This is a genomic window from Rathayibacter sp. AY1B4 (genome assembly GCF_002932815.1).
In the GTDB taxonomy this organism is placed as follows: Bacteria; Actinomycetota; Actinomycetes; order Actinomycetales; family Microbacteriaceae; genus Rathayibacter.
This window is the reverse complement of record NZ_PSWN01000007.1, coordinates 42607-69339: the sequence shown is the minus strand read 5'-3', so window position 1 is coordinate 69339 and position 26733 is coordinate 42607. Positions and strand designations below refer to the sequence as shown.

The window sequence follows — 26733 nt, the reverse complement described above, 5'->3', positions numbered from 1 at the left end:
CTACGACCGCCGCAGTTCGAAGGTGGTGGTGCCGACCTTCACGGGCGTGTCCAGCGGCACCTTGGTGGGCGCGCCGACGCGGCGGCCGTCGAGGAAGGTGCCGTTGGTGGAGTCGAGGTCCTGGATCATCCACTCGTCGTTCCAGAGGAGCAGGCGCGCGTGGTGGGTCGAGGTGTAGTCGTCGCGGATGACCAGCGTCGACTCCGCGGAGCGGCCGATCGTCAGCGGGTCGCCGGTCAGCTCGAGCTCGGTGCCCCGCTTGGGGCCCGAGGTGATCACGAGGCGCTGCGCCGTGTGGACCGTGGCGGCGCCTCCCTGCTCGGCGCGCTCGGCGGCGGCCTCTCGGCTCCTCCGGGCCGAGGGGGCCGACGGAGAGGCGGGCTGCGCGGGCGTGGGAGCCGCGGCGGCCGCGGCGACCACGGGCTGGGCCGCCGTCACGAACGGGGCCTCGGGGGACGCGGCCTGCGCGCCGGGCGGCAGCTTGCGCACGCGCTGCCCGAACAGGTCGGAGCGCAGCGCGTAGACGATGCCGAACACGAAGAACCACAGCAGCGCGAGGAACGCGATGCGCAGGAGGAAGAGAGTGAGCTCGCTCATAGCCGGTCGTCCCAGAATCCCTCGGAGCCGCGTCCGGCTGCCCTGCCGGACGACGGGCGGTCGGTGCGTGCGGGCGCGGAGCCCTGCACGACGCGGTAGACGATCGAGGTGCGCCCGATCGTGATGGTCTGCTCGGGGGCCAGGGGCGCCTGCGTGACGGGCCGGCCGTCGAGCTTGGAGCCGTTCGTGGACCCGAGGTCGTGCACCTGGGCGCGGGAGCCGTCCCAGAGGATCTCGACGTGCTTGCGGGACGTGCCCGAGTCGTCGACGGTGATGTCGGCGTCGCTGCCGCGGCCGATGACGGTGCGCGCCTTCGTGATCGGGTGGCGCCGGCCGTCGATGTCGAGGACGGGCGTGTAGGCGACGGTGCCCTTCACGCTGCGGGAGTCGACCTCGACCATGCCGTCGCTGAGCGCCGGATCGACGGCGAGGGAGATGTCGATCGGGCCGGGGAAGCGGAAGCCCTGCTTGGTGGCGTGCTCGGTGGCCACGGTGGTGAGCTCGTCGATCAGGGTGGCGCCGAGGCGCTGCATCCGGTCGAGGTCGGTCGCGGACATCCGCAGGACGAGGCTGTTGGGGACGAGGATGCGGTCGCGGCTGACCACGGCGGCGGTGGTGTCGAGCTCCCGGCGGAGGGCGGAGGCGAGCTCGACCGGCTGCAGACCCGACTTGAAGGTCCGCGCGAACGCGCCGTTGACGACGCGCTCGAGTCCCTTCTCGAAGTTGTCCAGTATGCCCACAGTCTTCCGATCTTCCGGTTCTTCGCCTTCTCGGCGGTCGCGCACGGATCGAGATGTCTGCGCGCCCGTCGCCGCTTCCTCTTCTTGGTCTGCGCCGCGCACGGCTACGGGCATGTTACTGGGATGGTCTGGATGCGCGATCCTCCGCGGTGGTTTCGCGGCCGGAGTGCCGTGTGCGCGCTCTCACCGGCACGGCCCGGTGGCGGCTCCCGGGGGAGCTCCGACCCGGGGCGGCGGGTGCCGGTTCGGCTCCGGGGCCGGGGGATGCTACGATTTCTCGTCGGCGCTTCGGTGCCGCTGGTGAGCGCGAGTGGCGGAATAGGCAGACGCGCACGGTTCAGGTCCGTGTGCCCGAAAGGGCGTGGGGGTTCAACTCCCCCCTCGCGCACCAGAGTTCACGAGAACCGGAGAGAAGCCCCCGATCGGATGTCCGGTCGAGGGCTTCTCCCGTTCCCGGGTGCGGTGCGCCGCGGGGCGGGCTCCTGTCGTGTCGTTCTCGCGGACGGCGTCCCGCGGAGGCGCGGTGTTCACCGGGAGGTCGGCGGGAGGTCGTTCGGCGCGGGCACGCTTGCGGAGTGATCGCCCTCCGTGCCGACGTGTCCGCCCTCGATCCGCGGGCGCTGCCCGAGCTGCTCCGACGCCTCCGTCGGCACCGGAGCGTGCAGGTGGGGGAGTGCCAGTGGATCGCGGTGCTGCCCGGATCGGGCCCGGTGCTGCTGACGGCGGGCGACCGGCTCGTGCTCGACCTGCTGATCGAGCGGCGCGCGCTGCTCCCCGTGGTGATCGACGCGCTCGAGGCGGAGCTGCGCAGCGGCGGCTTCCGCGAGCGGATCGCGCTGCGCTGGAGCACGCCGGACACGGTGCCCGTGCCGCTGCGCTGACGAGCCGCGGTCAGCGGCGGGTGAGCTCCACGACCGGGATGATGCGGGTGGTGCGCTTCTCGTAGTCGAGGAAGCCGGCGGAGGCGGTGGTGAAGCGGGCCCAGCCGGCGTCGCGCTCCTCCCCGGCGAGGACGCGCGCCCGGACGTCGACGGTGCCGTCGTCGGGGGTCTCGATCGCCAGGTCCGGGTGGGCGATCGTGTTGTGGAACCAGGCGGGGTGCTTCGGCGCACCGGCGGCGGACGCGGCGAGCAGCCAGACGTCCTCGGAGGGGTGCAGCGCCATCAGCGGGGTCACGCGCTCCTCGCCGGAGCGGGCGCCGCGGTGGTGCACCAGCACGAGGCTCCTCCCGAAGCCGCCCGTGGTCACGGTCCCGCCGTTCGCGCGGAACTCCTCGATGATCGTGTCGTTCCAGTCGGCCATGCTCGTCCTCCTCGGCGCGGTGCCGGCACTCGAGTGCCGGGGTCAGGCGCGGGCGCCCAGAGCGTCCTCGCGGCTGCTGCTCCCACCCGGCGGCTGTGCGCCCCCGGTAACGGCGGCGGGATCCGCCAGCGCCCGCCGCCAGGGTAGCTCCGCGGCGCCGACGAGTTCCAGCCTCGAGCGCAGGGCCGCGCGCTCGATCCGCACGCCGCGCGCGAGGTCGCTCAGGGCGCGGGCCGAGACGCGGGCGGCGAGGCGCTCGCGGTCGACGGTGAGCAGCGAGCCGAGGAAGCCGCCGAGCACGACCGCGGTGGGGTTGAAGAGGTTGATGTAGGTGGACAGGCCCTCCGAGAGCAGGTCGACCTGGCGGGCGACCTCGCCGAGGACGGCGGGGTCGCGGGAGGTGCCCAGGGCGATGTCGAGCTCGTCCTGGTCGAGGACGCGGGCGCCGAGGACGTCGAGGAGGGAGCGCATCCGGACCTCGGCCTCGAGGCAGCCGCGCCGGCCGCAGCCGCAGAGGCGGCCGTTCGTGGCGACGAGGGTGTGGCCCAGCTCGGCCGCGAACCCCGAGGAGCCCTGGAGCGGGACGCCGCCGATGATGACTCCTCCGCCGATGCCGCCCGCGCCGCCGGTGACGTAGACGACGTCGGCCACGCCGTGCGCGGCTCCGAAGAGGGACTCGCCGATGGCGCCGAGGGTCGCGTCGTTGCCGACGGCGACCGGGAGGTCGAGGGCGCGGCTCAGCTGGGTGGCGAGGTCGACGTCGCGCCAGCCCAGGTGCGGGGCGCGGTGGACGAAGCCGGAGTCGGCCTGGACGAGGCCGGGGACGGCGACGCCCGCGCCGACCAGCGTGCGCAGCGACTCCCGCTCGGAGCGGAAGCCCTCGACGATTCCGGTGACGACGCGGACCACCGTGGCCGGGCTCGCGGGCTTGGGGGTGTCGAAGCGGACGCGGCGCAGCAGCTCGCCGTGCAGGCCGACGAGGCCGACGATGATCGCGTCGGTGTCGAGGTGGACGCCCACGGCCGCGAACCGGTCGCCGGGGACGACGGTGGCGCTGGGGCGGCCGATGCGGCCGTCGGGCGCGGTGGTCTCCTCCGCCACCCAGCCGAGCTCGCTCAGCTCGCCGACCAGGTTCGCGACGGCGGAGCGGTTCAGCCCGGTGAGGCGGCCGAGCTCGGCGCGGCTGGTGGGACCGGAGCGGTGCACCAGGGTCGCGAGGCTCGCGAGGTTCGTGCGGCGCAGCAGCGCGTTGCTGGAGGCTCCGACTGCTCCTGCCATGATCGCCTGCCTGTCGCTGGACCCCGACGGGTCTCGGATGCACTCGGGCGCGGCTCCCCCGAGGAGAAGCCGCGCCCGAGAACTGTAGAAGAGAAGGACGAGGAGCGCCGCTGGGCGGCGCCCGGCGTTCGCCTAGCGGCCGCCGGCGCGGCGCTTGTTGAAGATGTCGAACGCCACCGCGAGCAGGAGCACGAAGCCCTTGATCGCCATCTGCCAGGCCGCGTCGACCGAGAGGATGGACAGGCCCATGTTGAGCACGCCCATCACGAGTCCGCCGATGACGGCTCCGACGACGGTGCCCACGCCTCCCTGGACGGCGGCGCCGCCGATGAAGACCGCGGCGATCGCGTCCAGCTCGTAGTTCTGTCCGGCCGAGGCGACCGCACCGCCGGCGCGGGCGGTGCTGACGATGCCCGCGACTCCGGCCAGTGCGCCCATGTTGACGAAGATGAAGAAGTTGACCCACTTCGTCTTGACGCCGGACATCATCGCGGCGAACAGGTTGCCGCCCATCGCGTAGATGTGGCGACCGAAGACCGTCCGGCCGAGCACGAAGCTGTAGGCGAGGATCAGCACGGCGAGCACGATCAGGATGATCGGGGTTCCGCTGTAGCCGGCGAGCAGCCAGGAGAGGGCCATGATCGCGACGACGGCGATGGCCGACTTCGCGACCAGCGAGCCGATGGGCTCGCGGGGCAGCTCGAGGCGGCGGAGGGTCGCGCGGCTGCGGAGCTGCTGGGCCACGAGGACGACGCAGACGATCAGGCCGAGGACCAGGGTGAGCGCGTCGCGGCCGGCGATGCCCCCGAGGACGCCCGGCAGCCAGCCGGCGCCGATCGCGGTGAACTCGGTGGGGAGGCCGTTGATCGTTCCGCCGGTGAGGAGGACGAGGGTGAAGCCGCGGAAGATCAGCATGCCCGCGAGGGTCACGATGAACGCCGGTATGCCGACGAAGGCGACCCAGAAGCCCTGCCAGGCTCCGACGGCGGCGCCGGTGACGAGGGCGACGACGACGGCCGCCCACCAGGGCAGGCCCCAGTTGTTCATCGCGATCGCCGAGATGGCGCCGACCATCGCCACGACCGAGCCGACCGAGAGGTCGATGTGGCCGGCGATGATGACCATCACCATGCCGATCGCGAGGATCAGCACGTAGGCGTTCTGCTGGATCAGGTTGTTGACGTTGCCGGGCAGGAGCAGGCGCCCGCCGGTCAGCACCTGGAAGAGCAGGATGATGATGGCCAGCGCGGCGAGGATGCCGTACTGCCGGAGGTTGATGTTCAGCCGGCGCGAGCGCTTGGGCGGGGTGGAGGGCGTGTTGGCGGGCGTGTCCGCCGGCGCTGTGGTGGTCGTGGCGCTCATCGGGCCTGTTCCTTTCCGGCGGTCATGTAGTGCATGAGGTGCTCCTGGGTGGCGTCGGCGCGATCGATCTCGCCCGTGATCCGTCCCTCGGAGATGGTGTAGATGCGGTCGGCGAGGCCGATCAGCTCGGGCAGCTCGGACGAGATGACGACGACCGCCTTGCCCTGGGCCGCGAGCTCGTTGATGATCCCGTAGATCTCGTACTTGGCTCCCACGTCGATGCCGCGGGTGGGCTCGTCGAGGATCAGCACGTCGGGACCGGAGAAGATCCACTTCGAGAGGACGACCTTCTGCTGGTTGCCGCCGGAGAGCTTCCCCGTGACGGCCGAGACGGTCGGCGCCTTGATGTTCATCTTCGATCGGTACGAGTCGGCGACCTTGTACTCGCGGTGCTTGTCGATCACGCCGAGCCGGGCCAGGCGCGAGAGCGCGGCGGCCGAGACGTTGACGGTGATGTCGCCGATGAGGTTGAGCCCGTAGCGCTTGCGGTCCTCGGTCGCGTAGGCGAGGCCGTTGCGGATCGCCTCGTCGACGGTGCGGGTCTGGATCTCCTTGCCGTCCTTGTAGACGCGGCCGGAGATGCCGGTGCCGTAGCTCCTCCCGAAGATGCTCATCGCGAGCTCGGTGCGTCCGGCACCCATCAGGCCCGCGAAGCCGACGATCTCGCCGGCGCGGACGGTGAAGGAGGCGTCGTCGACGACCACGCGGTTGATGTCGACCGGGTGGTGGACCGTCCAGTTCTCGACGCGCAGCTTCTCCTCGCCGATCTGCGGGTCGCGCGGCGGGAACATGCTGTTGAGGTCGCGGCCGACCATCGCGCGGATGATCCGGCTCTCGGACGCCTCCTCGCCGGCCATCGGGAAGCTCTCGATGGTGCGGCCGTCGCGGATGATCGTGACGGTGTCCGCGATGGCGCGGATCTCCTTCAGCTTGTGGCTGATGATGATGCAGGTGATGCCCTGCTTGCGGAGCTGGTCGATCAGGCCGAGCAGGTGGTCGCTGTCCTCGTCGTTGAGGGCGGCGGTGGGCTCGTCGAGGATGAGGAGCTTCACCTCCTTGGCGAGGGCCTTGGCGATCTCGACGAGCTGCTGCTTGCCGACGCCGAGCTCGAGGATCTTGGTCGCGGGGCTCTCGGCGAGGCCGACGCGGGCGAGCAGCTTGGCCGCCTCCGCGTTGGTCGCGTTCCAGTTGATGACGCCGCGGGTCGACTTCTCGTTGCCGAGGAAGATGTTCTCGGCGATGGAGAGGTAGGGGCTGAGGGCGAGCTCCTGGTGGATGATCACGATGCCGTCGGCCTCGCTGTCGTTGATCGACCGGTACTGCGCCTCCTCGCCCTCGAACTCGATGGTGCCCTCGAAGCTGCCGTACGGGTACACGCCGGAGAGGACTTTCATCAGGGTCGACTTGCCGGCGCCGTTCTCGCCGCAGATGGCGTGGACCTCGCCGGGCTGGACCGAGAGCGAGACGCCGTCGAGGGCGCGGACGCCGCCGCCGAACTCCTTGACGATGTCGCGCATGATGAGGATGGGACTGGCCAACAGGGCCTCACTTCGTTGGGGGGGAGTGGTGTGCGGACGGGGAGGCGGGGGCGGGGAGGATCGCTCCTCCCCGCCCCCGCCCGACGGATCAGAGTCCGACGTCGCCGGCCTTGAGGAAGCCGGAGTCGACGAGGACCGACTGCACGTCGTCCTTCGTGACGACCTGCGGCTCCAGCAGGTAGGACGGGACGACCTTCTCGCCGTTGTCGTAGGTCTCGGTGTCGTTGACCTCGGGCTCCTCGCCCGCGACGATCGACTGCACCATCTGGAAGACGCGGTCCCCGAGGGTGCGGGTGTCCTTCCAGACCGTCATGGACTGCTCGTCGGCGAGGATCGCCTTGACGTTGGCCTTGTCGGCGTCCTGGCCGGTGATGACCGGGTAGTCGGCGCCGGGGGTGTAGCCGGCCGACTTCAGCGAGGCCTCGATGCCGATGGCCAGGCTGTCGTTGGGGGAGAGCACGACGTCGACCTTCTGGCCGCCGGTGTAGAAGGAGGAGAGGCGGTTGTCCATCTCGGACTGCGCCTTGTCGGAGGCCCAGCCCTGGATGCCGATCGAGGCCCAGTCGTCGTCCGACGCGGGCGACTTGCCCGAGGGGACGGTGAGCTTGCCGCTCTCGATGTAGGGCTGCAGGACGTCCCACGCGCCGGAGAAGAAGAACTTCGCGTTGTTGTCGTCGGGGCTGCCGGCGAAGGGCTCGAGGGTGAAGGGACCCGCGGCGTTCTTCAGGTCGAGGGTCGACTCGATGTACTGGCCCTGGAGCTGGCCGACCTTGTAGTTGTCGAAGGTCGCGTAGTAGTCGACGTCCGCGGTGCCGTTGATGAGACGGTCGTAGGCGATGACGGTGGCGTTCTGCTTCTTCGCCTCGGCGAGGACGGGCGCGAGCGCCTCGCCGTCGATCGCGGCGATGACCAGGATCTTGGAGCCGCCGGCGATCTGGTTCTGGATCTGCGAGATCTGCTGATCGGTCTTGTTGTCGGCGTACTGGAGGTCGACGGTGCAGCCGTCGCCCTCGAGCTGCGACTGGAGGCCTTCGCCGTCGTTGATCCAGCGCTCGAGGCTGCGCGTGGGCATCGAGATGCCGACGGTGCAGTCGCCTTCCGCGCCGGCGCCGGCAGCGGCGCCTCCGGAGTTGGCGGGGCTCGCGGAACAGGCCGCGAGGCCGAGGGAGATGATGCCGGCGGCGGCCAGCGTGGTGATGCCGCGGGAGAACTTCATGGAGTGCATTCCTCTCTGAAAGCAGTGTCCGAGGGAGAGGACGACAAGAGGCGTGCACGTGTGGCGCACGTCGTCGTGTCGTCGCCCGGGAGGGCGGGAGAGCCCCGAGGGGCTTTGTCCACGGAGAGAACATATTCCTTCGATCGGGGGGAGTAAAGCGCGGGCGGCGAATTTGTCCAGGCGATGCCGAAATGTGATCTTCGGGACGTCGACCCCCGCCGTTGCTGGGGGAGAACGCTCTCACCGCTCGGCTCCCGCCCGGCTCGCGCTCCTCCGCCGGGCGCCCGCCGCCGTCCGCGTGAGGGAAACGCGAGGACTCCGGGCCGGGCCGTAGGGGAACCGTGAGGACCGCTCCGAGGGGCCCCCGCGAGGTGTTGCATCGCTTCCTGTGCCGCTTCCCGGCAGGCGTCCGGTCCCGGGCGTCGTCCGCTCCCCGGATGGAGTCCTCCGTGCTCGACCTCGCCTACGTCCTCGGCGTGCTCGCCCTCTTCTCGCTCATCGCTCTCGCCGCGAAGGGGGTCGAGCGGCTGGGCGGACCGCCCCCCTCGGCGACCCGCGGGACCCGCGAGAAGGAGGCGGGCCGGTGATCGTCTTCGACGCCCTCGCGGCCGTGCTGGCGCTCGCCGCCGTCGTCTACCTCGTCGCGGCCCTGATCCGACCGGAGCGCTTCTGATGGATCCGCTCCTCGCCGTCCTCCAGGTCGCGACCGTCGGCCTGGCCGTCGCCCTCCTCCACCGCCCCCTCGGCGACCACATGTTCCGCGTCTACACCTCGACGCGCGACCTCGCGCTCGAGCGCGGCGTCTACCGCCTCATCGGCGTCGACTCCGCGGGCGAGCAGAGCTGGCGCGCCTACCTCCGGGCCGTGCTGGCCTTCTCGCTCGTCGGCGTGCTCCTGCTCTACGGGATGCAGCGCCTCCAGGCGGTCCTGCCCGGCTCCCTCGGCCTGCCCGCGGTGCCGGAGGGGCTGGCGTTCAACACCGCCGTCTCGTTCGTCACCAACACCAACTGGCAGTCCTACTCCCCGGAGGCGACCCTCGGCTTCGCGGTGCAGCTCGGCGGCCTCGCCGTGCAGAACTTCGTCTCGGCGGCCGTGGGCCTGGCCGTGGCGGTGGCGCTGATCCGCGGATTCGCGCGCCGCTCCTCCGGAACGCTCGGCAACTTCTGGGTCGACCTCGTGCGCGGCACGCTGCGCCTCCTGCTGCCCCTCGCGGTGGTGGCGGCGGTCGTGATGATCGCCGGCGGCGTGATCCAGAACCTGAACGGCCCGCTGACGGTGACCACCCTCACCGGCGGCGAGCAGAGCATCCCGGGCGGCGCGGTGGCCTCGCAGGAGGCGATCAAGCTGCTCGGCACCAACGGCGGCGGCTACTTCAACGCCAACTCCGCGCATCCGTTCGAGAACCCCTCGGCGTGGGTGTCGCTGCTGCAGATCGCGCTGATCCTCGCGATCCCGTTCTCGCTGCCGCGCACCTTCGGCCGGATGGTCGGCGACGTGCGGCAGGGCCGCGCGATCCTCGCGGCGATGGCGACGATCTTCGTCGTGTCGCTCGCGGCCCTCACCGCGCTGGAGGCGGCGGGCGGCGGATCCGCGGCGCAGGCCGCCGGAGCCGCGATGGAGGGCAAGGAGACGCGCTTCGGCATCGCCGGCTCCGCTCTCTACGCGACCGCCTCGACGCTCACCTCGACCGGCGCCGTCAACGCGATGCACGACTCCTTCACCGCGCTCGGCGGCATGCTGCCGATGCTCAACATGATGCTCGGCGAGGTCGCCCCCGGCGGCGTCGGCTCGGGCCTCTACGGGATGCTCGTGCTCGCGGTGCTGGCCGTGTTCGTCGGCGGGCTGCTGGTCGGCCGGACGCCCGAGTACCTGGGAAAGAAGCTCGGCCCGCGCGAGATCAAGCTCGCGAGCCTCTACATCCTCGTGACGCCGACGCTCGTGCTGGCAGGCACGGCCCTGAGCTTCGCGATCCCGGCGGTGCGGGAGGACGTGGAGAGCACGTCGATCCTGAACCCCGGGCTGCACGGGCTCTCGGAGGTGCTCTACGCCTTCACCTCCGCGTCCAACAACAACGGCTCGGCGTTCGCGGGGCTGACGGCGAACACGCCCTGGCTGAACGCGGCGCTCGGCGCCGCGATGCTCCTCGGCCGCTTCCTCCCGATCCTGCTGGTGCTCGCCCTGGCCGGCTCGCTCGCAGCGCAGTCGCCGGTGCCCTCCAGCGCCGGCACGCTGCCCACCCACCGGCCGCAGTTCGTCGGCCTCCTCGTGGGCGTCACGGTCGTCGTGACCGCGCTCACCTACTTCCCCGTACTCGCGCTGGGCCCCCTGGCGGAAGGACTGCGACTCCGATGACCACTGCACTCACCGAGGCCCCCGCGGAACCCGCGCGCCCCGCCCGCGCCGCCCTCGGGCCGCGCCAGCTCGCCGCCGCGCTCCCCGGAGCGCTGCGCAAGCTCGATCCGCGCCTGATGTGGCGCAACCCCGTCATGTTCATCGTCGAGGTCGGCGCCGCGCTGACGACGGTGCTGGCGATCGCCGAGCCGTTCCTCGGCGGGCCGGAGGAGTCGGGCGGATCGACGGTGCCCGTCACCTTCACGGCCGGCATCGCGATCTGGCTCTGGCTCACCGTGGTGTTCGCGAACCTCGCGGAGTCGGTGGCCGAGGGCCGCGGCAAGGCGCAGGCCGAGAGCCTGCGCGCCACCCGGACCAGCACTCCGGCCCGGCGCGTGGCCGACTACGACCCCGCGGACCCCTCCGCCCTGTCGGCCCGCCTGGTCGAGGTCTCCTCGGCCGAGCTGCAGCTGGGCGACGTGGTCGTGGCGGAGGCGGGCGACCTCGTCCCCGGCGACGGCGACATCGTCTGGGGCATCGCCTCCATCGACGAGTCGGCGATCACGGGCGAGTCGGCCCCGGTCGTCCGCGAGAGCGGAGGCGACCGCAGTGCGGTGACGGGCGGCACGCGAGTGCTCTCGGACCGGATCGTGGTGCGCATCACTTCCCGGCCGGGCGAGACCTTCGTCGACCGGATGATCGGCCTGGTCGAGGGCGCGTCTCGGCAGAAGACGCCGAACGAGATCGCGCTCGACATCCTCCTGGCGAGCCTCTCGATCGTGTTCGTCGTGGTCGTGCTGACCCTGAACCCGATCGCCTCGTTCGCGGGAGCCTCCGTGAGCGTCCCGGTGCTGGTCGCCCTGCTCGTCTGCCTCATCCCGACCACCATCGGCGCCCTCCTCTCGGCCATCGGCATCGCCGGCATGGACCGGCTCGTGCAGCGCAACGTGCTCGCGATGTCCGGCCGGGCCGTGGAGGCGGCGGGCGACGTCACGACGCTCCTGCTCGACAAGACGGGGACGATCACCTACGGCAACCGCCGCGCGGTGGCGTTCCTCCCGCTCGACGGAGTGGCGCAGGCCGCCCTCGTCGACGCGGCCGCCTCCTCCTCGCTCAGCGACCCGACACCCGAGGGGAAGTCGATCGTCGACCTCGCGGGCGACTCGGGCCGTCCCGCCGTCGAGCCCGCTCAGGCCGCCGTGGTGCCGTTCACCGCGCAGACCCGGATGAGCGGGCTCGACCTCCCCGACGGCTCCTCCATCCGCAAGGGCGCCGGCTCGGCCGTGCGCGCCTGGGTGGAGGAGGAGGGGCCGCTGCCGTCCGCGGTCGCGGCGCGCCTCACGGTGCTCGTCGACGGTGTCTCGGAGAGCGGCGGCACGCCCCTGGTCGTCGCGGTGAAGGACGCCCACGGCGCCCGCCTGCTCGGCGTCGTGCACCTGAAGGACGTGGTGAAGGACGGGCTCGCCGAGCGCTTCTCGGAGCTGCGCGCGATGGGCATCCGCACCGTGATGATCACGGGCGACAACCCGCTGACCGCGAAGGCGATCGCGGCGGAGGCGGGAGTCGACGACTACCTCGCCGAGGCGACCCCCGAGGACAAGCTCGCCCTGATCCGGCGCGAGCAGGAGGGCGGCGCGCTGGTCGCGATGACCGGCGACGGCACCAACGACGCCCCGGCCCTCGCGCAGGCCGACGTGGGCGTGGCGATGAACACCGGCACCTCGGCGGCGAAGGAGGCGGGCAACATGGTCGACCTCGACTCCGACCCCACCAAGCTCATCGACATCGTGCGGATCGGCAAGCAGCTGCTGATCACCCGCGGCGCGCTCACCACGTTCTCGATCGCGAACGACGTGGCGAAGTACTTCGCGATCATCCCGGCGATGTTCGCGGGGGTCTTCCCCGGGCTCGCGGTGCTGAACGTGATGCAGCTGCACTCGCCGGCCTCGGCGATCCTCTCGGCGATCGTGTTCAACGCGCTGGTGATCGTCGTGCTGATCCCGCTCGCGCTGCGGGGAGTGGCGTACCGCCCGGTCGCCGCCTCGCGCATCCTCAGCCGCAACCTCCTGGTCTACGGGCTGGGCGGAGTGATCGCTCCGTTCCTCGGGATCAAGCTCGTCGACCTGATCGTCGCCGCGATCCCCGGCTTCTGACCCGCCCGACCCGACCACCGAAGACAGAGAGAAGAGACCATGTTCCGTCCCTACGGTGTCGCGCTGCGCGCGATGATCGTGCTCACCGTGCTGCTGGGAGCGGCGTACCCGCTCGCGGTGCTCGGGATCGGGCAGCTCGCCCTGCCCGCCCAGGCGAACGGCTCGCTGCTGCGCCAGGACGGCGCGGTGATCGGCTCGTCGCTGATCGGCCAGTCGTTCACGGACGCCGACGGAGCGCCCCTGCCGGAGTGGTTCCAGTCGCGTCCCTCCGCCGCGGGCTACGACGCCGCGGCCTCGACCGGCAGCAACCTCGGCCCCGAGAACGCCGACCTGGTCGCGTCCGTCGAGGAGCGCCGGGCCGCGATCGCCGCCTTCGAGGGCGTCGACCCGGCCGCGGTGCCGGCCGATGCGCTGACCGCCTCCGCCTCGGGGCTCGACCCCGCGATCAGCCCCGCCTACGCGCAGCTGCAGGCGCCCCGCGTCGCCGCCGCCCGCGGGCTCGACGTGAGCGCCGTGCGCGCGCTGGTCGAGGAGCACACCGCGGGCCGCGAGCTCGGGTACCTCGGCGAGCCGACGGTGGACGTGCTCGAGCTCAACGCCGCTCTCGCGCGGCTGTGACCGCTCCGGTGGCGCCTCCGGCTCGTAGAATCGCGATCGGCTCGTCGGGACCGTCCGATCGAGCGGATCGACGCCGGTCCCGCGAGCCCGGGACGCCCCGGAGCCGCGAGCACGAGGGGAGGCCGGGAGCATGACGAAGGGCCGCCTGCGCGTGCTCCTCGGAGCCGCGCCCGGAGTGGGCAAGACCTACACGATGCTCGAGGAGGGCCGCCGGCTCGCCGCCGAGGGTCGCGACGTCGTGGTGGCCGTGGTCGAGACGCACGGCCGCTCCGCCACCGCCGCGATGGTCGAGGGGCTGGAGGTCGTGCCGAGGAGGGCCGTCGAGCATCGCGGCGTGCTGCTCGACGAGATGGACCTCGACGCGGTGCTGGCCCGCCGGCCCGACGTCGCGCTGGTCGACGAGCTCGCGCACACCAACGCCCCCGGCTCCCGGCACGAGAAGCGCTGGGAGGACGTGCGGACGCTCCTCGACGCCGGCATCACCGTCTTCTCGACCGTGAACATCCAGCACATCGAGTCGCTCAACGACGTGGTGCACGCGATCACCGGAGCGCCGCAGCGCGAGACGATCCCGGACGCGGTCCTCCGCGCCGCCGACCAGATCGAGGTCGTCGACCTGGCGCCCCAGGCGCTGCGCGACCGCCTCGCCGACGGCCGCGTCTACCCGCCCGAGCGCATCGACGCGGCGCTGTCCAACTACTTCCGGCTCGGCAACCTGACCGCCCTGCGCGAGCTCGCGCTGCTCTGGCTCGCCGACGAGGTCGACAGCGCGCTGCGCGACTACCGCGTCGAGCACGGCATCGACAGCACCTGGGAGGCGCGCGAGCGCGTGGTCGTGACCCTCACCGGCGGGCCGGAGGGGGAGACCCTGCTGCGGCGCGGCGCGCGGATCGCGGCCCGCGCCTCCGGGGGCGACCTGCTCGCCGTGCACGTGGTGACCCCCGACGGCCTCCGCACCCCACGCCCGCACGTGCTCGAGGCGCAGCGGGTGCTGGTCGAGAAGCTCGGCGGCAGCTACCACCAGGTGGTCGGCGAGGACGTGCCGCGCACGCTGGTCGAGTTCGCCCGCTCGGTGAACGCGACGCAGCTGGTGATCGGCGTGAGCAGGCGGAGCCGCCTCGCCTCGGCGCTGACGCCCGGCACCGCGTCGACGGTGATCCGGGAGTCCGGCAACATCGACGTGCACATCGTCAGCCACTCCGCCGCCGGGCGCACCGCGGTGCTGCCGAGGCTCGACGGGGCCCTGACGCTGCGGCGCCGCCTCCTGGGACTGGCCCTCGCCCTCGTGGGCGGCCCGCTGGTGACCTGGCTGCTCTCGAGCCTCCGCAGCGACGAGTCGATCACGAGCGACGTGCTCTCGTACCAGCTGCTGGTGGTGGTGGTCGCGCTGGTCGGCGGGCTCTGGCCGGCCCTCTTCGCGGCCGTGCTCTCGGGGCTGACCCTCGACTTCTTCTTCGTCGATCCGCTCTACACGATCACCGTCGACGAGCCTCTGCACGCGCTGGCGCTGGTGCTCTACGTGCTCAACGCGGCGCTCGTCAGCGCCGTGGTCGACCGCGCGGCCCGGCGGGCGCGGGCCGCCAAGCGCTCGGGGGCGGAGTCGGAGCTGCTGGCGACGATCGCCGGTGGCGTGATCCGCGGGCAGGGGGCGCTGCAGGCGATCCTCGAGCGCTCGCGCGAGGCGTTCGGGCTGACCGGCGTGCGGCTGCTGCGCGGCGGCGAGCTCGTCGCGGCGGACGGTGAGCCGCAGCCGGAGGGCGATCCCGCGCGCATCGCGGTGGGCGAGGGCGCGGTGCTCGAGCTGCACGGCCGCGAGCTGGAGGGGAGCGAGCGGCGGCTGCTCCAGGTCGTCGCCGCCCAGCTGGACTCGGTGCTCGAGAACGCGGCTCTCAGCGAGACGGCCAGCTCCCTCGCTCCGCTGGCCGAGACCGACCGGGTGCGCAGCGCCCTGCTCTCGGCCGTCAGCCACGACCTGCGCCGGCCCCTCGCCGCGGCCACCGCGGCCGTCAGCGGACTGCGCTCGCCCGAGGTGGTCTGGAGCGAGCGCGACCGGGAGGAGCTGCTCGCCACCGCCGACGAGAGCCTCACCGTGCTGGCCGCGCTGGTCACCGACCTGCTCGACGTGACGCGACTGGAGGCGGGGGCGCTCGCCGTGGCGCTCGCTCCGCTCGACGCCGCCGACGTGGTGCTCCCCGCGCTCGACGAGCTCGGTCTCGGACCCGGCGAGGTCGACCTCGACCTCGATCCGGAGGGCCCGGCGCTGCTCGCCGACGCGGTTCTGCTGCAGCGCGTCGTGGTCAATCTGCTCGCGAACGCCGTCCGCTACGCGCCGTCCGGCACCCGGGTGCGCGTGGCCGCCAGCGCCTTCGGCGGGAGCGCGCAGCTGCGGATCGTCGACCACGGCCCCGGGGTGCCCGAGGAGCGCCGCGCGGAGATCTTCGTGCCGTTCCAGCGACTCGGCGACGACGACAACCTGACGGGCCTGGGCCTCGGCCTCGCGCTCTCGAAGGGGTTCACGGAGGGGATGGGCGGCACGCTCGAGACGGAGGACACTCCGGGGGGCGGGCTGACGATGGTGGTGACGCTGCCGCTGGCGCCGGAGACTGCTGCCGCTGCTCCTGCGGTTCACGTCGCTCCGGCCGCCCCGCACGACGGCGGGTCGGGCGCCGCCCCGCACGAGGACTCCGGAGGAGCCGCATGAAGATCCTGATCGCCGACGACGACCCGCAGATCCTGCGCGCCCTGCGCATCACCCTCACCGCCCGCGGATACGACGTGGTGACAGCCGGCGACGGCACCGAGGCGATCAACCGTGCGGTGGACGAGCATCCGGACCTCTACATGATCGACCTCGGCATGCCCCGGCTCGACGGGGTCGAGGTCATCCACGGACTGCGCGGCTGGACGAGCGCGCCGATCCTGGTGGTGTCGGGGCGGACGGGCGCGGCCGACAAGGTGGGCGCGCTCGACGCCGGCGCGGACGACTACGTCACCAAGCCGTTCTCGATGGACGAGGTGCTCGCGCGCATCCGGGCCCTCTCGCGGCGGGTGCAGCCGGCCGACGGCGAGCCGCTGGTCGTGATCGGCGAGGTGACCGTGGACCTGGTGGCCAAGAGCGCGACGCGGGACGGCGTCTCCGTGCGGCTGACTCCGACGGAGTGGCAGGTGCTCGAGATCCTCATCCGCAACGCGGGCAAGCTGGTCACCCGCCGATCGCTGCTGGCCGAGATCTGGGGCCCCGCGCACGTCACCGACACCGGCTACCTGCGCCTCTACCTCGCGCAGCTGCGCAAGAAGCTCGAGCCCGACCCCGCGCATCCGCGGCACCTGCTGACCGAGGCGGGCATGGGCTACCGCTTCGTGCCCTGACCGGCCTGTGCCCGGCGGGGGGAACCCCGGACCGTCGAGGGGGCCCGCTGGCCGTGGCTCCCTCGACGGTCCGGGATCGCCTCGGCGGAGGGGGGCAGGTCACCAGTCGTGGACGGTGCCGTCGGCGAGGCGGTTGAAGGGCAGGTACGCGCGCACGTAGGGGTACTTCCCGGCGGCGTCGACGTCGAGCTCCACGCCCAGACCCGGGGCGTCGCCCGGGTGCAGCCGTCCCTCGCTCCAGGTGAACGACTGCTGGAAGACGCTGTCGGTCCGCTCGCCGTGCTTCATGTACTCCTGGATCCCGAAGTTGTGGATCGCCAGGCCGAGGTGCATCGCGGCCGCCATGCCCACCGGGGAGACGTCGGTGGGTCCGTGCATCCCTGACTTGATCTGGTACTGCGCGGCGTGGTCGAGGATCCTCCGGAGGTGGGAGACGCCTCCGGTGTGCGTGACCGCGCTGCGGATGTAGTCGATCAGCTGCTCGCGGATCAGGAGCTGGTAGTCCCAGACGGTGTTGAAGACCTCGCCGATCGCCAGGGGTGTGGTGGTGTGCTGCCGGACGAGGCGGAGGGCCTCCTGGTTCTCGGCGGGCGTGCAGTCCTCGAGCCAGAAGAGGTCGTACGGCTCGAGGGACTTGCCGAGGGCCGCGGCCTGGATCGGTGTCATCCGGTGGTGGCCGTCGTGGAGGAGGGGGAGCCCCGGCCCGAACTCGTTGCGGACGGCCTCGAAGACGCGGGGGACGTGGCGCAGGTAGGCGCGGGTGTCCCAGTCCTCCTCGGTCGGCAGGCCGCCGCGCTGCGCCGGCTCGTGGTCGTAGCGCACGCCGGCGTTGCCCTCGAGGACGGCATTGGAGGCGATGCCGTAGATCGAGGTCAGCCCCGGCACCGCGGTCTGCACGCGGATCGCGCGGTACCCCTGCTCCTGGTGCTCGCGGATGCTGTCGAACAGCTCCGCGTCCGTCCGCCCGGACGCGTGGCCGTAGGCGAGCAGGCCGGTGCGGGACGCGCCTCCGAGCAGCTGGTAGAGCGGCATGCCCGCGGCCTTGCCCTTGATGTCCCAGAGGGCGGTGTCGACCGCCGCGATCGCCGCCATCGTGACCGGCCCGCGGCGCCAGTAGGACGACCGGTAGAGGAACTGCCAGGTGTCCTCGATGCGCGAGGCGTCGCGGCCGAGGAGCAGCGGCACGACGTGGTCGGCGAGATAGGAGACCACGGCGAGCTCGCGGCCGTTGAGGGTCGCGTCGCCGAGGCCGGTCAGCCCGTCGTCGGTCGTGAGCTTGAGGGTGACGAAGTTGCGGTCGGGACTGGTGACGACGACCTCGGCCTTGTCGATCTTCATGGGGTGCCTTTCGTGGTGGGGGATCGGGTCAGGGGTTCCGGCCGGGAGCGCGGTCCATCGAGAACGCGGCGGTCGAGAGGCCGGGCGCCACGGGCGCGGCCTGCCCCGTGCTCTCGCGGCGCTCGGCGATCTCGGCGACGATCTGCGCGTGCCGACGGTCGGTCAGCGGGTAGAACGCCATGATCAGCACCGCGAGCAGGGCCGCGACGGCCGGGATGAGGCCGGCGGCGGCGCGGATGCCCCACTCGGCGTGCTCGCTCTGCTCCGCGGCCCCGGCCACGTAGCCGCCCCAGGCCAGCGCGTACGCGGCGAGGGCGCCTCCGACCGCCTGGCCGGTCTTGCGGGTGAAGGAGAACAGGGCGTAGATCGTGCCCTCGGAGCGGATGCCGGTCTTCCACTCCCCGTACTCGACGGTGTCGGCCTCGATCGCCCAGACGAGCATGTTGACGAGCTGGATGCCGACGTAGGCGAGGACCAGTCCGCCGAAGCCGACCGCCACCGCGTCGCCCGGGGCGAGGAAGACGACCGTTCCGCCGCTGATCAGGACCCCGACTCCGGCCATGTAGGCGTTGCGCTTGCCGAACCGCCGCACGATCGTCGGGACGAGGGCGGCCAGGCCGAAGGTCAGGGCGAGCTGGATCAGCGACATCGCGGCGTAGAGCTGGACCGATCCGAGCACGTCGCGCAGGTAGTAGAGCTGCACGGTCTGGAGCGCGAGCGTCCCGGTGAGGAACAGGAACGAGCTGAGGCAGAGGAAGAGCAGCGGCCGGTTGGAGCGGAGGGTCGTCATGCTCTGACGGAACGTGACGTGCGCGACGTCGCGCTGGACGCGCTCCTTCGCGGTCAGGATCGTGAAGAGGTAGAGCGCGGAGCCGACGACGACGAAGCTCAGCGTGACGATCGAGAAGAGCGACTGCAGATCGGCGCCGGGGACGACCAGCGGGGCCATGAAGGTGCCGAGCCCGGCCCCCACGATCGCGCCGCCGATGGCGCGGGCGCTGGCGAGCTTCGCGCGCTCGGTGCCGACCTGCGTCATCGCTCCGGCGAGCGAGCCGTAGGGGATGTTGACGAGGCTGTAGGCGAGGCCGAGCGCGGCATAGCTCAGGTAGGCGTAGAGCAGGGTTCCGCTCTCGCCGATCTGCGGGACGGAGAAGGTCGCGGCCGAGAGCAGCAGGAGCGGGACCGACCCGAACATCAGGAAGGGCCGGAACTTGCCGAAGCGCCTGCTGTAGGTGCGGTCCACGATCCGGCCGGCGAAGACGTCGGCGAACGCGTCGAAGATCCGCACGACGAGCAGCAGCGTGCCCGCCGCGGCCGCGGAGATCCCGGCGACGTCGGTGTAGTAGACGAGCAGGAACATCGTGGCGGTGGTGAAGGCGAGGTTGTTCGCCGTGTCGCCGGCGCCGTAGCCCACGATGCTCAGCTTCGAGAGCTTCTCAGCGGCGGGCGCTCCGGGCGCGGTGGTGCGGGGGGTCATGCGGGCTCCTTTACCCGGGCGCGGACCCGTCGGGGATCCGCGCCGCATCGAGACGGTGCGAGGGTGGCAATCGGTTGCCGACGGCGCCGGGAGGCGCCGCGCGGAGAGGCGGGGTGGAGGTCTAGGCCGCCTGAGCGGCGACCGCGGCGGCGAGGGCCGGGTCGTCGGCGAGGCGCGGGTCCACGAGCCGCAGCAGCGCCTCGACGGGCCGGGCGGAGCCGAGGGCGCGGTCGAGGGCGGGGCGCTGCGCATCGGGCAGGCGGTCGCCCTGGAGCAGCAGTGCGATCCAGTCGGCGACGGCACGGAGGGAGGCGGCTCCGCCGTGTCCGCCCGCGCGCTCGGCGAGGAGCACGGGCACGATCCGGATGCGGAGCTTGGCGGTCGCGTCGGCGCCGATCTGCTCGAGCCGGTGCTCGATCCGGGGGTTGCCGAAGCGCTCGAGGAGGGCGGCGCAGTAGGCGTCCGCGTCGAGACCGGCGGGGAGGCCGGCCGCCGCCTCCGCCCAGAACGCCTCGACGGCGCTCCGGCAGGCGGGGTCGGCGATCGCCTCCGCGACGGTGGCGAGACCCCGCCGGCGGCCGGTGGCGGCGAGGAGCGTGTGCGCGCCGTTGAGGAGTCGCAGCTTGCGCCGCTCGAAGGGCTCGATGTCGTCCACGAAGCGGGCTCCGGCGCGCTCCCAGGCGGGTCGGTCGGCGGGGAAGCCGCCGCAGAGGACCCAGTCGCGGAACGGCTCGGTCACGACGGCCGCGGCGTCGCTGATGCCGGTGAGCTCGGCCGCCGCCTCCCGGTCCGCCGCCGTGGTGGCCGGGGTGATCCGGTCGACGGAGGTCGACACGAACGAGACGGTGCGGTCGATCCAGTCGGCGAGCGACGGGTCGAGCCGCTCGGCGAGCAGGAGCAGTCCACGGCGCACGAGAGGGCCGTTGCCGGAGAGGTTGTCGCAGGGGACGACGGCGAGAGGGCCGGAGCCGGCGTCGCGCCGGGCGGTGAGGCCGAGGAGGAGGCGGCCGAGCGCGGTCGTCGGCGCTCCTCCCGATCGGAGGGCATCGAGGTCGCTCCGGACGGCGGGGTCGTCCAGGTGGGGGCCGCCGTCCGCGGCGAGACGGTACCCGGCCTCCGTGATCGTCAGCGTGACGATCGCCGTCCCTGGAGCTGCGACGAGCTCGACGAGACGCGTGACGTCCGCGCCGTCGACCGCCTCGACGATGCTGCCCACGACCGTCGCCGAGTCGCCCTCCGGTCCGCGCTCGATCAGCGTGAACAGGCCGTCCTGCGCGGCGAGCTCCTCGGCCGCGCGGGGGCTCCGGCCGGTGAATGCGGCGATGCCCCACTCGTGGTCGTCGTCGACGGCGTGCGTGTACCAGGCCTGGTGCGCTCGGTGGAAGGCGCCGAGGCCGAGGTGGACGATGCGGACGGGAGCCGTCGGCAGGCCCGCGGACGCGCGATCGAGACCGCCTCCTCCGCCGTGCCCGCTCACAGCTTGAAGACCTTCCGCGGCTGGGCGTCGACGAGGTCCAGGATGACGGCGCTCGCCGTCTCGGAGTCGATGCGCCCCTCGGCGACCAGGCGCGCGAGGAACGCGGCGTCCAGCCTCCGCGCCATGTCGTGACGGGCCGGGATGGAGAGGAACGCGCGGGTGTCGTCGATGAAGCCGGAGCTCCGCGAGAAGCCGGCGGTCTCCGTCACGGCGGCGCGGAAGCGCAGCACCGCGTCGGGCGCGTCGAGGAACCACCACGGCGCTCCGAGGAACACCGACGGGTAGTAGCCGGCGAGGGGAGCGAGCTCGCGCGAGTGGGTGCTCTCGTCGATCCCGAAGAGGACGAGGTGGAAGCCCGGTGCGTTGCCGAGCTCCTGCAGCAGCGGGCGGAGGGGCTCGGCGAACCGGGTCGCGACGGGGATGTCGTGGCCGGTGTCGGGACCGAAGCGCTCGAACGTCGGCCGATCGTGGTTGCGCAGCACGCCGGCGTGGACGGTCATCACCAGGCCGTCGTCGACGCTCATGCGGGCGGACTGCAGCAGCAGGTGCGCGGCGAGGACGCGGCTGCCCTCGGCGTCGATCGTGCCGGCGCGGGCGCGGGCGAAGAGGGACTGCGCCTCGGCGGGGTCGAGGTCGACGGTCAGCGGCTCCAGCACTCCGTGGTCGGCGGAGACGGCGCCGTGGTCGAGGAAGTACCGGCGCCGGGCGCGGAGGGCCTCGAGGAATCCGGGGAAGCTGGACTCCTTCGTTCCGGTGGCGGCGGCCAGGGCGGCGACGCGCTCGGGCCAGCCGGGGGTGGAGGGATCGAGGTAGGCGTCGGGGCGGAAGGTCGGCAGCACCCGGCCCGGGAACGCCGGATCCTCCGCCAGAGCCCGGTGGACGGCCAGGTCGTCCAGCGGATCGTCGGTCGTCGCCAGCACCTCGATCCCGAACCGCTCGAAGAGCGCCCGCGGGCGGAAGGCGTCGGACGCCAGCCGGGCCCCGATCGCCGCGAAGAGGGCGTCGGCGGTGGAGGCGTCGGGCTGCTCGGTGATGCCGAACTGCTCGGCGAGGATCGACTGGAGCCAGTAGCCCGAGGCGGTTCCCGCGAAGATCCGCCAGTGCGCGCAGAACGTGCGCCACACCTCCTCCGGGCCGGCGAGGCGCTCGCCTCCGGGGATGCCGAGATCGCCGAGGTCGATCCCGGCGGAGTGGAGCAGCCGGGTGACGTAGTGGTCGTGCCGGAGGAAGAGCTCGGCCGCGTCGGCGAAGGGGCGGTCCTCGAGCAGGAGGCGCGGATCCACGTGCCCGTGCGGGGAGAGGATCGGCAGGTCGGCGACGCTCGCGTGGAGGTCGCGGGCGATCGCCCGGGTCGTCGGGTCGATCGGCAGGAGTCGGTCGGGATCGTTCAGCAGCTTCGTCGGCACGGGGCCATCCAAGTATGGGTACGGGGGAGTGTCAACCGATTGCCACGGCTGTCGCACCGGTTGGCGCGCCGGGGCGCGGACCGGGGTCAGGAGTCGCGGCGGGGTCCCGTCGAGGCGCGCGGGACGAACTCCGTCGGCAGGTCGTCGGCCCGCTCCGGAGGCTCCTCGTCGCCGAGCACCCGGCGGACCGCCCGCTCGCCCATCCGGCCCAGCGGTGCGCTGATGGTCGACAGCGGCGGCGAGGTGAAGTCGCTCCCGAAGATGTCGTCGAAGCCGATGATGCTGAGCTGCTCCGGGATCGCGACGCCCGACTCCTGAGCCGCGCGCATCAGTCCGATGGCGACCAGGTCGTTGTAGGCGATCACCGCGCCGACGCCGGAGGCGGTCACCCTCGCGAGCGCGCTCCTCCCGCCCTCGAGGGTCGAGACGCCCGGCCCGATCTCGACGACCGTCATGCCCCGCTGCGGAGCGCGGTCGAGGAGGAGCTCCCATCGCGCGGCGCTCATCCACGAGTCGGGCGGACCGGCGATGAAGGCGAGGGAGCGGTGGCCGAGGGCCGCGAGGTGGTCGAGCGCGGCGTCGATCCCGGGGGCGAGATCGGGCACGATCCCCGCGACACCGGGGACCACGCGGTTGAGGACGACGACCGGGATGCGCCCGGCCAGCGCGATGATCTCCTCGTCGCTGAGGCGGGTGCTGACGAGGACGAGCCCGTCGGTGGAGGCGGCGATGCGGTCGGCCGCCTCGGCCTCGCGCTCCCCGGACTCCTGCGACTCGGCGAGGATCATCGTGAAGCCGCGGAGCGACGCCGCCCGCTCCGCTCCGCGCACGGCGGGGAAGAAGGCCGGGTTGGTGATGTCGGCCACCAGCAGCCCGAGGGTCGAGGTGCGGCCCGTCGGCAGCGCGCGCGCCATCGGGTTGAGCCGGTAGCCCAGCTCCTTGGCGGCGGCGCGGATCCGCTGCTCGGTCGCGGCGTTCAGCCGTCCGGGCGTGCTCAGCCCGCGCGAGACGGTGGAGGGGGCGACGCCGGCGAGTCGGGCGACGTCGTAGATCGTCGTCGCGGAGCGGCCGCGGCGTCTCGCGGCGGAGGGGCCGGTGGGCGCGTCTTCGCTGGGCACGATCGCGGTCTTCTCTCGAGGGGCACGGCGGCGGACGGGGCGCCGTCCGCCGCCCATGCTGCCACAGGGCCGAGAAGCCCGCCCGGCCCGTTGCTCGCGTCCGGGTCGGGCCGGATCGGGGAGCCCGCGCTCCGGGAGGCCGCCGTCAACGGCCGGCCGCCCACCGCTCCGGCCCCTCCAGCGCGGGTCCGCGCGGCTCCGCCCCGTCAGCTCCGCTCCGGGAACGCCCCCTCCTCGCGGATCCGCTCGTTGAGCGCCGCCAGGAACACGCCCTCGTCGAGGTCGAGCGGTACCTCGCGTTCCGTCCAGCTCGAGTAGTGGATGGCGTTGGCGAGCCGGACCCCGAGGATCCCCTCCGCCCCGGGTGCGAGCAGCGGCGTGCCGTGCAGGATGCTGTCCGCGAAGTCCTGCAGGACGGCCGTGTGCTGCTCGCCCCAGACCGACGCCGACTCGATCCGCTCCGTCGTGGAGAGGCCCGCGGTGTCGTAGCGACCGCTGAGCAGGAGGCCCACGTCCTCGGCGCTGAGGGCGGCGCTGACCTCGCGCTCGGGGGCGCTCAGCCGGGTGATGGTCGCGACCCGGGAGTCGTCGACGACGATCCGGCCGCGGTCGCCGACGATCTCGAGGCGGTCCGTGCCGATCGGGTCGTGCGTCGTGGTGACCAGCACTCCGGTCGTGCCCCCGCCGAAATCGGCGAGCACCGTGACCTCGTCCTCCACCGCGATGTCGCGGCACCGCCCGTAGCCGGCTTTCGCGACCACCGACTCCGGCACTCCGCACAGCCACTGCCACAGGTCGAGCTGGTGGGGCGCCTGGTTGACCAGGACGCCTCCGCCCTCGCCTCCCCACGTCGCACGCCACGCGCTCTGGTCGAAGTAGGCCTGCGGCCGCCACCAGGTCGTGATGATCCAGTTCGAGCGCAGGATCCGGCCGATCCCGCCCTCGTCGACGACCTCCTTGAGCCGGCGGTAGAGCGGGTTCGCCCGCTGGTTGAACATGATCGCGAAGCGCTGACCGGGACGGGCGGCGGCGGCCTCGTTCAGCTCCGCCACCTGCGCGGCGTAGACGCCCGCCGGCTTGTCGACCAGCACGTGCAGCCCGTGCTCGAGTGCGTCGATGCCGATCCCGGGGTGGAGGTAGTGCGGAGTGCAGACGACGACGGCGTCGACCTCCCCGCTCGCGAGGAGGGAGCGGTGGTCGGCGTGGAAGGACGCTCCGGGCGCGAGCGCGGCGGCCGCCGCCTCCCGGGCGGGGTCGACGTCGGCGACGGCGGTGACGACGAGGTCGCGCACCCTGCCGTCGGCGAGGAAGCGGGCGTAGGAGGAGCCCTGGGCGCCGAATCCGATGATGCCGAGGCGGACGGTGGTCATGGGAGGAGTCCTTCGTTCGGGGTGGAGTGGGGGATCCGCGCGGGCGCGCTCGGGGCGTAGGCGGCCTGGACGATCGCGAGCGACCTCGCCGCCTCGCGGGGCGAGATCCAGAAGGGCTCGTCCTCGCCGAGGCGGGCGTAGAAGTCGTGCACGAGCAGCTCGTGCGAGGCGCCCCAGTACGAGCGCCCGCCGGATCGGCGCTCCGTGTCCGGGACGACCTCGACGGATCCGTCGTCGCGCCGCACGGTGAGGGCACCGCGCAACGAGACGGTGGCGCGCTCGGTGCGCAAGCGGAGCTCGACCGGCTCGTCCCACGCGTTCGCCACGGTCGCGTAGAGGACGCTGCGCGCGCCGGAGGCGTGGGTGAGCACCAGGTCGGCGGTGTCCTCGACCTCGATCGGCAGCAGGCGCGTGGAGGCGGAGCCGCTCACCGCGACCACCTCGCCGAGGAGCCACTGCAGGAGGTCGACGGTGTGGATCGCCTGGTTCATCAGCATCCCGCCGCCGCCCTCGGCCCGCATCCCGCGCCAGGGGCGGTCGAGGTAGTAGCCGGGAGCGCGGTGCCAGAGCACGGTCGCGGCCGCACCTGTCACGGCACCCAGGGAGCCGGACGCCAGCAGCTCGCGGAGGCGCTGCACGGGCGGGTTGTAGCGGTTCTGGAAGCAGACGCCGATGCGCGCCCCGCCCCGCTCGGCCGCGGCGATCACCTGCTCGCCCTCGGCGACGGAGGAGGCGAGCGGCTTCTCGAGGAGCACCGCGACGCCGCGGTCCAGGGCCGCGACCGCCAGCGCGGCGTGCGTGCTGTGCGGAGTGCAGACGTGCACGACGTCGGGGCGGACGGAGTCGAGCATCCGGACCGCCTCGGGGAAGCCCGGCACCGCGTGCCTCTCGGCGGCCGCGGCGAGCCGGCCCGGGTCGGTGTCGCAGACCGCCACCAGCGCCGCGCCGGGTGCGGTGCCGATCGCCGCGAGGTGGACGGAGGAGATGTCGCCGCAGCCGATCACCGCCGCGCGGACGGTCATCGCAGGTCGATCCCGAGCGAGGAGGCGAGCCCCCGGAAGGCCCGAGCGGCCACTCCGAACGACTCGGGGCCGGAGAATCCGCCGAGGGCGTCCGTGATCGCGAGGTGCGGCTCCAGCGAGGCGACGCCCGTCCAGCCGTCGTCGCGCAGGGCGGTGAGCGTCTCGCGCAGCTGGCCGTCGCCCTCGCCGGCGGGCACCACGGTGCCGGTCGCGGCCACCGCGTCCTTCACCTGCAGGTAGTCGACGTAGGGCCGGAGCGCCGCCCAGCCGTCGTCGAAGGGCCGCACCCCGCACTGCACGAAGTTCGCGTTGTCCCAGGCGAGGCGCAGGGCGGGCGAGCCGACGGACTCGATCAGATCGAGGATCCGCTCGGGGACGTCGCCGTAGATGTCCTTCTCGTTCTCGTGCAGCAGCACCACGCCCTCGCGCTCGGCGCGATCGGCGAGCCTGCGCATGCGCAGCAGGACGTCGTCGCGGATGCTCTCGACCGGCACTCCCTCGCCCCGGTAGAACGAGAAGACGCGGATGCTCGGTGTGCCGAGGGCGTGCGCGGCGCGGATGACGCGGTCGAGGCGCGCCACCTCGAGCTCGGGGTCGAGGGCGACGTCGACCTTGCCGATGGGCGAGGCGACGGCCGAGACGGACTGGCCGCCGCGCTCGAGCACGGCGGCGAGGCGGGCGAGGCGCTCGTCGTCGAGGTCGACGACGTTCCGGCCCCAGGCGCTGCGCACCTCGATGCTGTGCGCGCCGAGCGCTCGGAGGACGGCGACCTGGACGACCGGGTCGGGGTCGATCTCGTCGCCGAAGCCGGAGAGGGTCCAGGGTGCGGGGTTCGCGGGTGCGGTCGTCACGGGTGCGGTGGTCACGGTGCGTGCCTCGTTCTCGTCGTCGGGAACCGGCGGGCAGGAGCGCCGCCGTGCCACGACCATACGCGTATTGGCAACCGATTGACAAGATCGGAGACAGGCCTCTACCGTCGGGGGCGTTCCGGGCCGCGGAGACGCCGGCCCCCACCGCGACC

Annotated in this window: 23 protein-coding genes and 1 tRNA gene; 9 read left to right on the top strand and 15 right to left on the bottom strand. The window is 72.8% G+C overall.

The window, feature by feature from the left end:
* Both C5D66_RS06565 and C5D66_RS06560 read right to left on the bottom strand, forming a co-directional pair.
* A complete protein-coding gene (locus tag C5D66_RS06565) occupies positions 1-597 on the bottom strand; it encodes an FHA domain-containing protein (protein ID WP_104222659.1) in 597 nt (198 codons plus the stop codon).
* Complete coding sequence (locus tag C5D66_RS06560; RefSeq protein ID WP_104222658.1) at positions 594-1337, bottom strand: DUF3662 and FHA domain-containing protein; 744 nt, start codon at positions 1335-1337, stop codon at positions 594-596. Before C5D66_RS06560 ends, C5D66_RS06565 begins: the two co-directional genes overlap by 4 nt.
* 304 nt (positions 1338-1641) lie before the next feature.
* Between C5D66_RS06560 and C5D66_RS06555 the strand changes: the two genes are divergently transcribed.
* Positions 1642-1728: transfer RNA gene (locus C5D66_RS06555), tRNA-Leu, on the top strand.
* Between the two features lie 184 nt (positions 1729-1912).
* Positions 1913-2218: a hypothetical protein gene (locus C5D66_RS06550; RefSeq protein WP_104255651.1), complete on the top strand. Its 306-nt coding sequence runs from the start codon at positions 1913-1915 to the stop codon at positions 2216-2218.
* Positions 2219-2228: 10 nt separating this feature from the next.
* Here the strand turns inward: C5D66_RS06550 and C5D66_RS06545 are convergent, their stop codons facing one another.
* The 5 genes from C5D66_RS06545 to chvE all read right to left on the bottom strand — a co-directional run bounded on the left by C5D66_RS06545 (position 2229) and on the right by chvE (position 8033).
* Positions 2229-2639 (bottom strand): nitroreductase/quinone reductase family protein, encoded by a 411-nt coding sequence (locus tag C5D66_RS06545; RefSeq protein WP_104255652.1) that lies wholly within the window; start codon positions 2637-2639, stop codon positions 2229-2231.
* A gap of 42 nt (positions 2640-2681) precedes the next feature.
* A complete protein-coding gene (locus C5D66_RS06540; RefSeq protein ID WP_104222655.1) occupies positions 2682-3917 on the bottom strand; it encodes an ROK family transcriptional regulator in 1236 nt (411 codons plus the stop codon).
* Between the two features lie 132 nt (positions 3918-4049).
* Entirely contained in the window at positions 4050-5279 is a 1230-nt protein-coding gene (mmsB, locus tag C5D66_RS06535) for a multiple monosaccharide ABC transporter permease (RefSeq protein ID WP_104255653.1), read from the bottom strand.
* The gene (gene mmsA / locus C5D66_RS06530; RefSeq protein WP_104255654.1) at positions 5276-6796 is read right to left on the bottom strand and encodes a multiple monosaccharide ABC transporter ATP-binding protein; all 1521 of its coding nucleotides are present in this window, start codon (positions 6794-6796) and stop codon (positions 5276-5278) included. Before mmsA ends, mmsB begins: the two co-directional genes overlap by 4 nt.
* 109 nt (positions 6797-6905) lie before the next feature.
* Positions 6906-8033: a multiple monosaccharide ABC transporter substrate-binding protein gene (chvE, locus tag C5D66_RS06525; RefSeq protein ID WP_374952918.1), complete on the bottom strand. Its 1128-nt coding sequence runs from the start codon at positions 8031-8033 to the stop codon at positions 6906-6908.
* A 437-nt stretch (positions 8034-8470) separates the two neighbouring features.
* Here chvE and C5D66_RS17100 point away from each other — a divergent pair, with 437 nt between their 5' ends.
* From C5D66_RS17100 to C5D66_RS06495, 7 genes are all read left to right on the top strand, one after another.
* Entirely contained in the window at positions 8471-8620 is a 150-nt protein-coding gene (locus C5D66_RS17100) for a hypothetical protein (RefSeq protein ID WP_181067891.1), read from the top strand.
* Complete coding sequence (kdpF, locus tag C5D66_RS06520; RefSeq protein WP_068209492.1) at positions 8617-8706, top strand: K(+)-transporting ATPase subunit F; 90 nt, start codon at positions 8617-8619, stop codon at positions 8704-8706. The genes C5D66_RS17100 and kdpF overlap by 4 nt, the downstream gene beginning before the upstream one ends.
* Positions 8706-10385: a potassium-transporting ATPase subunit KdpA gene (gene kdpA, locus C5D66_RS06515; protein ID WP_104255655.1), complete on the top strand. Its 1680-nt coding sequence runs from the start codon at positions 8706-8708 to the stop codon at positions 10383-10385. The genes kdpF and kdpA overlap by 1 nt, the downstream gene beginning before the upstream one ends.
* On the top strand, positions 10382-12517 hold the full coding sequence (gene kdpB / locus C5D66_RS06510; RefSeq protein ID WP_104255656.1) for a potassium-transporting ATPase subunit KdpB: 2136 nt from the start codon (positions 10382-10384) through the stop codon (positions 12515-12517). Before kdpA ends, kdpB begins: the two co-directional genes overlap by 4 nt.
* Before the next feature lie 39 nt (positions 12518-12556).
* Positions 12557-13135: a K(+)-transporting ATPase subunit C gene (kdpC, locus tag C5D66_RS06505; protein WP_104225770.1), complete on the top strand. Its 579-nt coding sequence runs from the start codon at positions 12557-12559 to the stop codon at positions 13133-13135.
* A 130-nt stretch (positions 13136-13265) separates the two neighbouring features.
* A complete protein-coding gene (locus tag C5D66_RS06500; protein ID WP_104255657.1) occupies positions 13266-15836 on the top strand; it encodes an ATP-binding protein in 2571 nt (856 codons plus the stop codon).
* Positions 15833-16504, top strand: coding sequence for a response regulator (locus C5D66_RS06495; protein WP_104222647.1), 672 nt, complete (start codon positions 15833-15835; stop codon positions 16502-16504). The genes C5D66_RS06500 and C5D66_RS06495 overlap by 4 nt, the downstream gene beginning before the upstream one ends.
* 99 nt (positions 16505-16603) lie before the next feature.
* Here C5D66_RS06495 and manD read toward each other — a convergent pair whose 3' ends face one another.
* The 8 genes from manD to C5D66_RS06455 form a co-directional block, all read right to left on the bottom strand.
* Positions 16604-17842 (bottom strand): D-mannonate dehydratase ManD, encoded by a 1239-nt coding sequence (gene manD / locus C5D66_RS06490; RefSeq protein ID WP_104222646.1) that lies wholly within the window; start codon positions 17840-17842, stop codon positions 16604-16606.
* 28 nt (positions 17843-17870) lie between these two features.
* Positions 17871-19319, bottom strand: coding sequence for a glucuronide transporter (gene uidB / locus C5D66_RS06485; protein ID WP_104255658.1), 1449 nt, complete (start codon positions 19317-19319; stop codon positions 17871-17873).
* Between the two features lie 121 nt (positions 19320-19440).
* On the bottom strand, positions 19441-20796 hold the full coding sequence (locus C5D66_RS06480) for a mannitol dehydrogenase family protein (protein WP_181067890.1): 1356 nt from the start codon (positions 20794-20796) through the stop codon (positions 19441-19443).
* Complete coding sequence (gene uxaC / locus C5D66_RS06475) at positions 20793-22202, bottom strand: glucuronate isomerase (RefSeq protein ID WP_104255659.1); 1410 nt, start codon at positions 22200-22202, stop codon at positions 20793-20795. The genes C5D66_RS06480 and uxaC overlap by 4 nt, the downstream gene beginning before the upstream one ends.
* An 86-nt stretch (positions 22203-22288) precedes the next feature.
* Complete coding sequence (locus tag C5D66_RS06470) at positions 22289-23320, bottom strand: LacI family DNA-binding transcriptional regulator (RefSeq protein WP_159940282.1); 1032 nt, start codon at positions 23318-23320, stop codon at positions 22289-22291.
* A gap of 206 nt (positions 23321-23526) precedes the next feature.
* Positions 23527-24690 (bottom strand): Gfo/Idh/MocA family protein, encoded by a 1164-nt coding sequence (locus C5D66_RS06465; protein WP_104255660.1) that lies wholly within the window; start codon positions 24688-24690, stop codon positions 23527-23529.
* Complete coding sequence (locus C5D66_RS06460) at positions 24687-25712, bottom strand: Gfo/Idh/MocA family protein (protein ID WP_104255661.1); 1026 nt, start codon at positions 25710-25712, stop codon at positions 24687-24689. Before C5D66_RS06460 ends, C5D66_RS06465 begins: the two co-directional genes overlap by 4 nt.
* Positions 25709-26578 (bottom strand): sugar phosphate isomerase/epimerase, encoded by an 870-nt coding sequence (locus tag C5D66_RS06455; protein ID WP_258074848.1) that lies wholly within the window; start codon positions 26576-26578, stop codon positions 25709-25711. Before C5D66_RS06455 ends, C5D66_RS06460 begins: the two co-directional genes overlap by 4 nt.
* Between the last annotated feature and the right edge of the window lie 155 nt (positions 26579-26733).

What these genes read in the sequence shown, in the direction of transcription:
- C5D66_RS06495 (WP_104222647.1), top strand. Translation starts at nt 15,833, where the DNA reads ATGAAGATCCTGATCGCCGACGACGACCCGCAGATCCTGCGCGCCCTG.
- C5D66_RS06545 (WP_104255652.1), bottom strand. Translation starts at nt 2,639, where the DNA reads ATGGCCGACTGGAACGACACGATCATCGAGGAGTTCCGCGCGAACGGC.
- C5D66_RS06465 (WP_104255660.1), bottom strand. Translation starts at nt 24,690, where the DNA reads ATGACCACCGTCCGCCTCGGCATCATCGGATTCGGCGCCCAGGGCTCC.
- mmsB (WP_104255653.1), bottom strand. Translation starts at nt 5,279, where the DNA reads ATGAGCGCCACGACCACCACAGCGCCGGCGGACACGCCCGCCAACACG.
- chvE (WP_374952918.1), bottom strand. Translation starts at nt 8,033, where the DNA reads ATGAAGTTCTCCCGCGGCATCACCACGCTGGCCGCCGCCGGCATCATC.
- manD (WP_104222646.1), bottom strand. Translation starts at nt 17,842, where the DNA reads ATGAAGATCGACAAGGCCGAGGTCGTCGTCACCAGTCCCGACCGCAAC.
- kdpB (WP_104255656.1), top strand. Translation starts at nt 10,382, where the DNA reads ATGACCACTGCACTCACCGAGGCCCCCGCGGAACCCGCGCGCCCCGCC.
- C5D66_RS06460 (WP_104255661.1), bottom strand. Translation starts at nt 25,712, where the DNA reads ATGACCGTCCGCGCGGCGGTGATCGGCTGCGGCGACATCTCCTCCGTC.
- kdpC (WP_104225770.1), top strand. Translation starts at nt 12,557, where the DNA reads ATGTTCCGTCCCTACGGTGTCGCGCTGCGCGCGATGATCGTGCTCACC.
- C5D66_RS17100 (WP_181067891.1), top strand. Translation starts at nt 8,471, where the DNA reads ATGGAGTCCTCCGTGCTCGACCTCGCCTACGTCCTCGGCGTGCTCGCC.
- uidB (WP_104255658.1), bottom strand. Translation starts at nt 19,319, where the DNA reads ATGACCCCCCGCACCACCGCGCCCGGAGCGCCCGCCGCTGAGAAGCTC.
- C5D66_RS06565 (WP_104222659.1), bottom strand. Translation starts at nt 597, where the DNA reads ATGAGCGAGCTCACTCTCTTCCTCCTGCGCATCGCGTTCCTCGCGCTG.
- C5D66_RS06540 (WP_104222655.1), bottom strand. Translation starts at nt 3,917, where the DNA reads ATGGCAGGAGCAGTCGGAGCCTCCAGCAACGCGCTGCTGCGCCGCACG.
- C5D66_RS06500 (WP_104255657.1), top strand. Translation starts at nt 13,266, where the DNA reads ATGACGAAGGGCCGCCTGCGCGTGCTCCTCGGAGCCGCGCCCGGAGTG.
- mmsA (WP_104255654.1), bottom strand. Translation starts at nt 6,796, where the DNA reads ATGCGCGACATCGTCAAGGAGTTCGGCGGCGGCGTCCGCGCCCTCGAC.
- kdpA (WP_104255655.1), top strand. Translation starts at nt 8,706, where the DNA reads ATGGATCCGCTCCTCGCCGTCCTCCAGGTCGCGACCGTCGGCCTGGCC.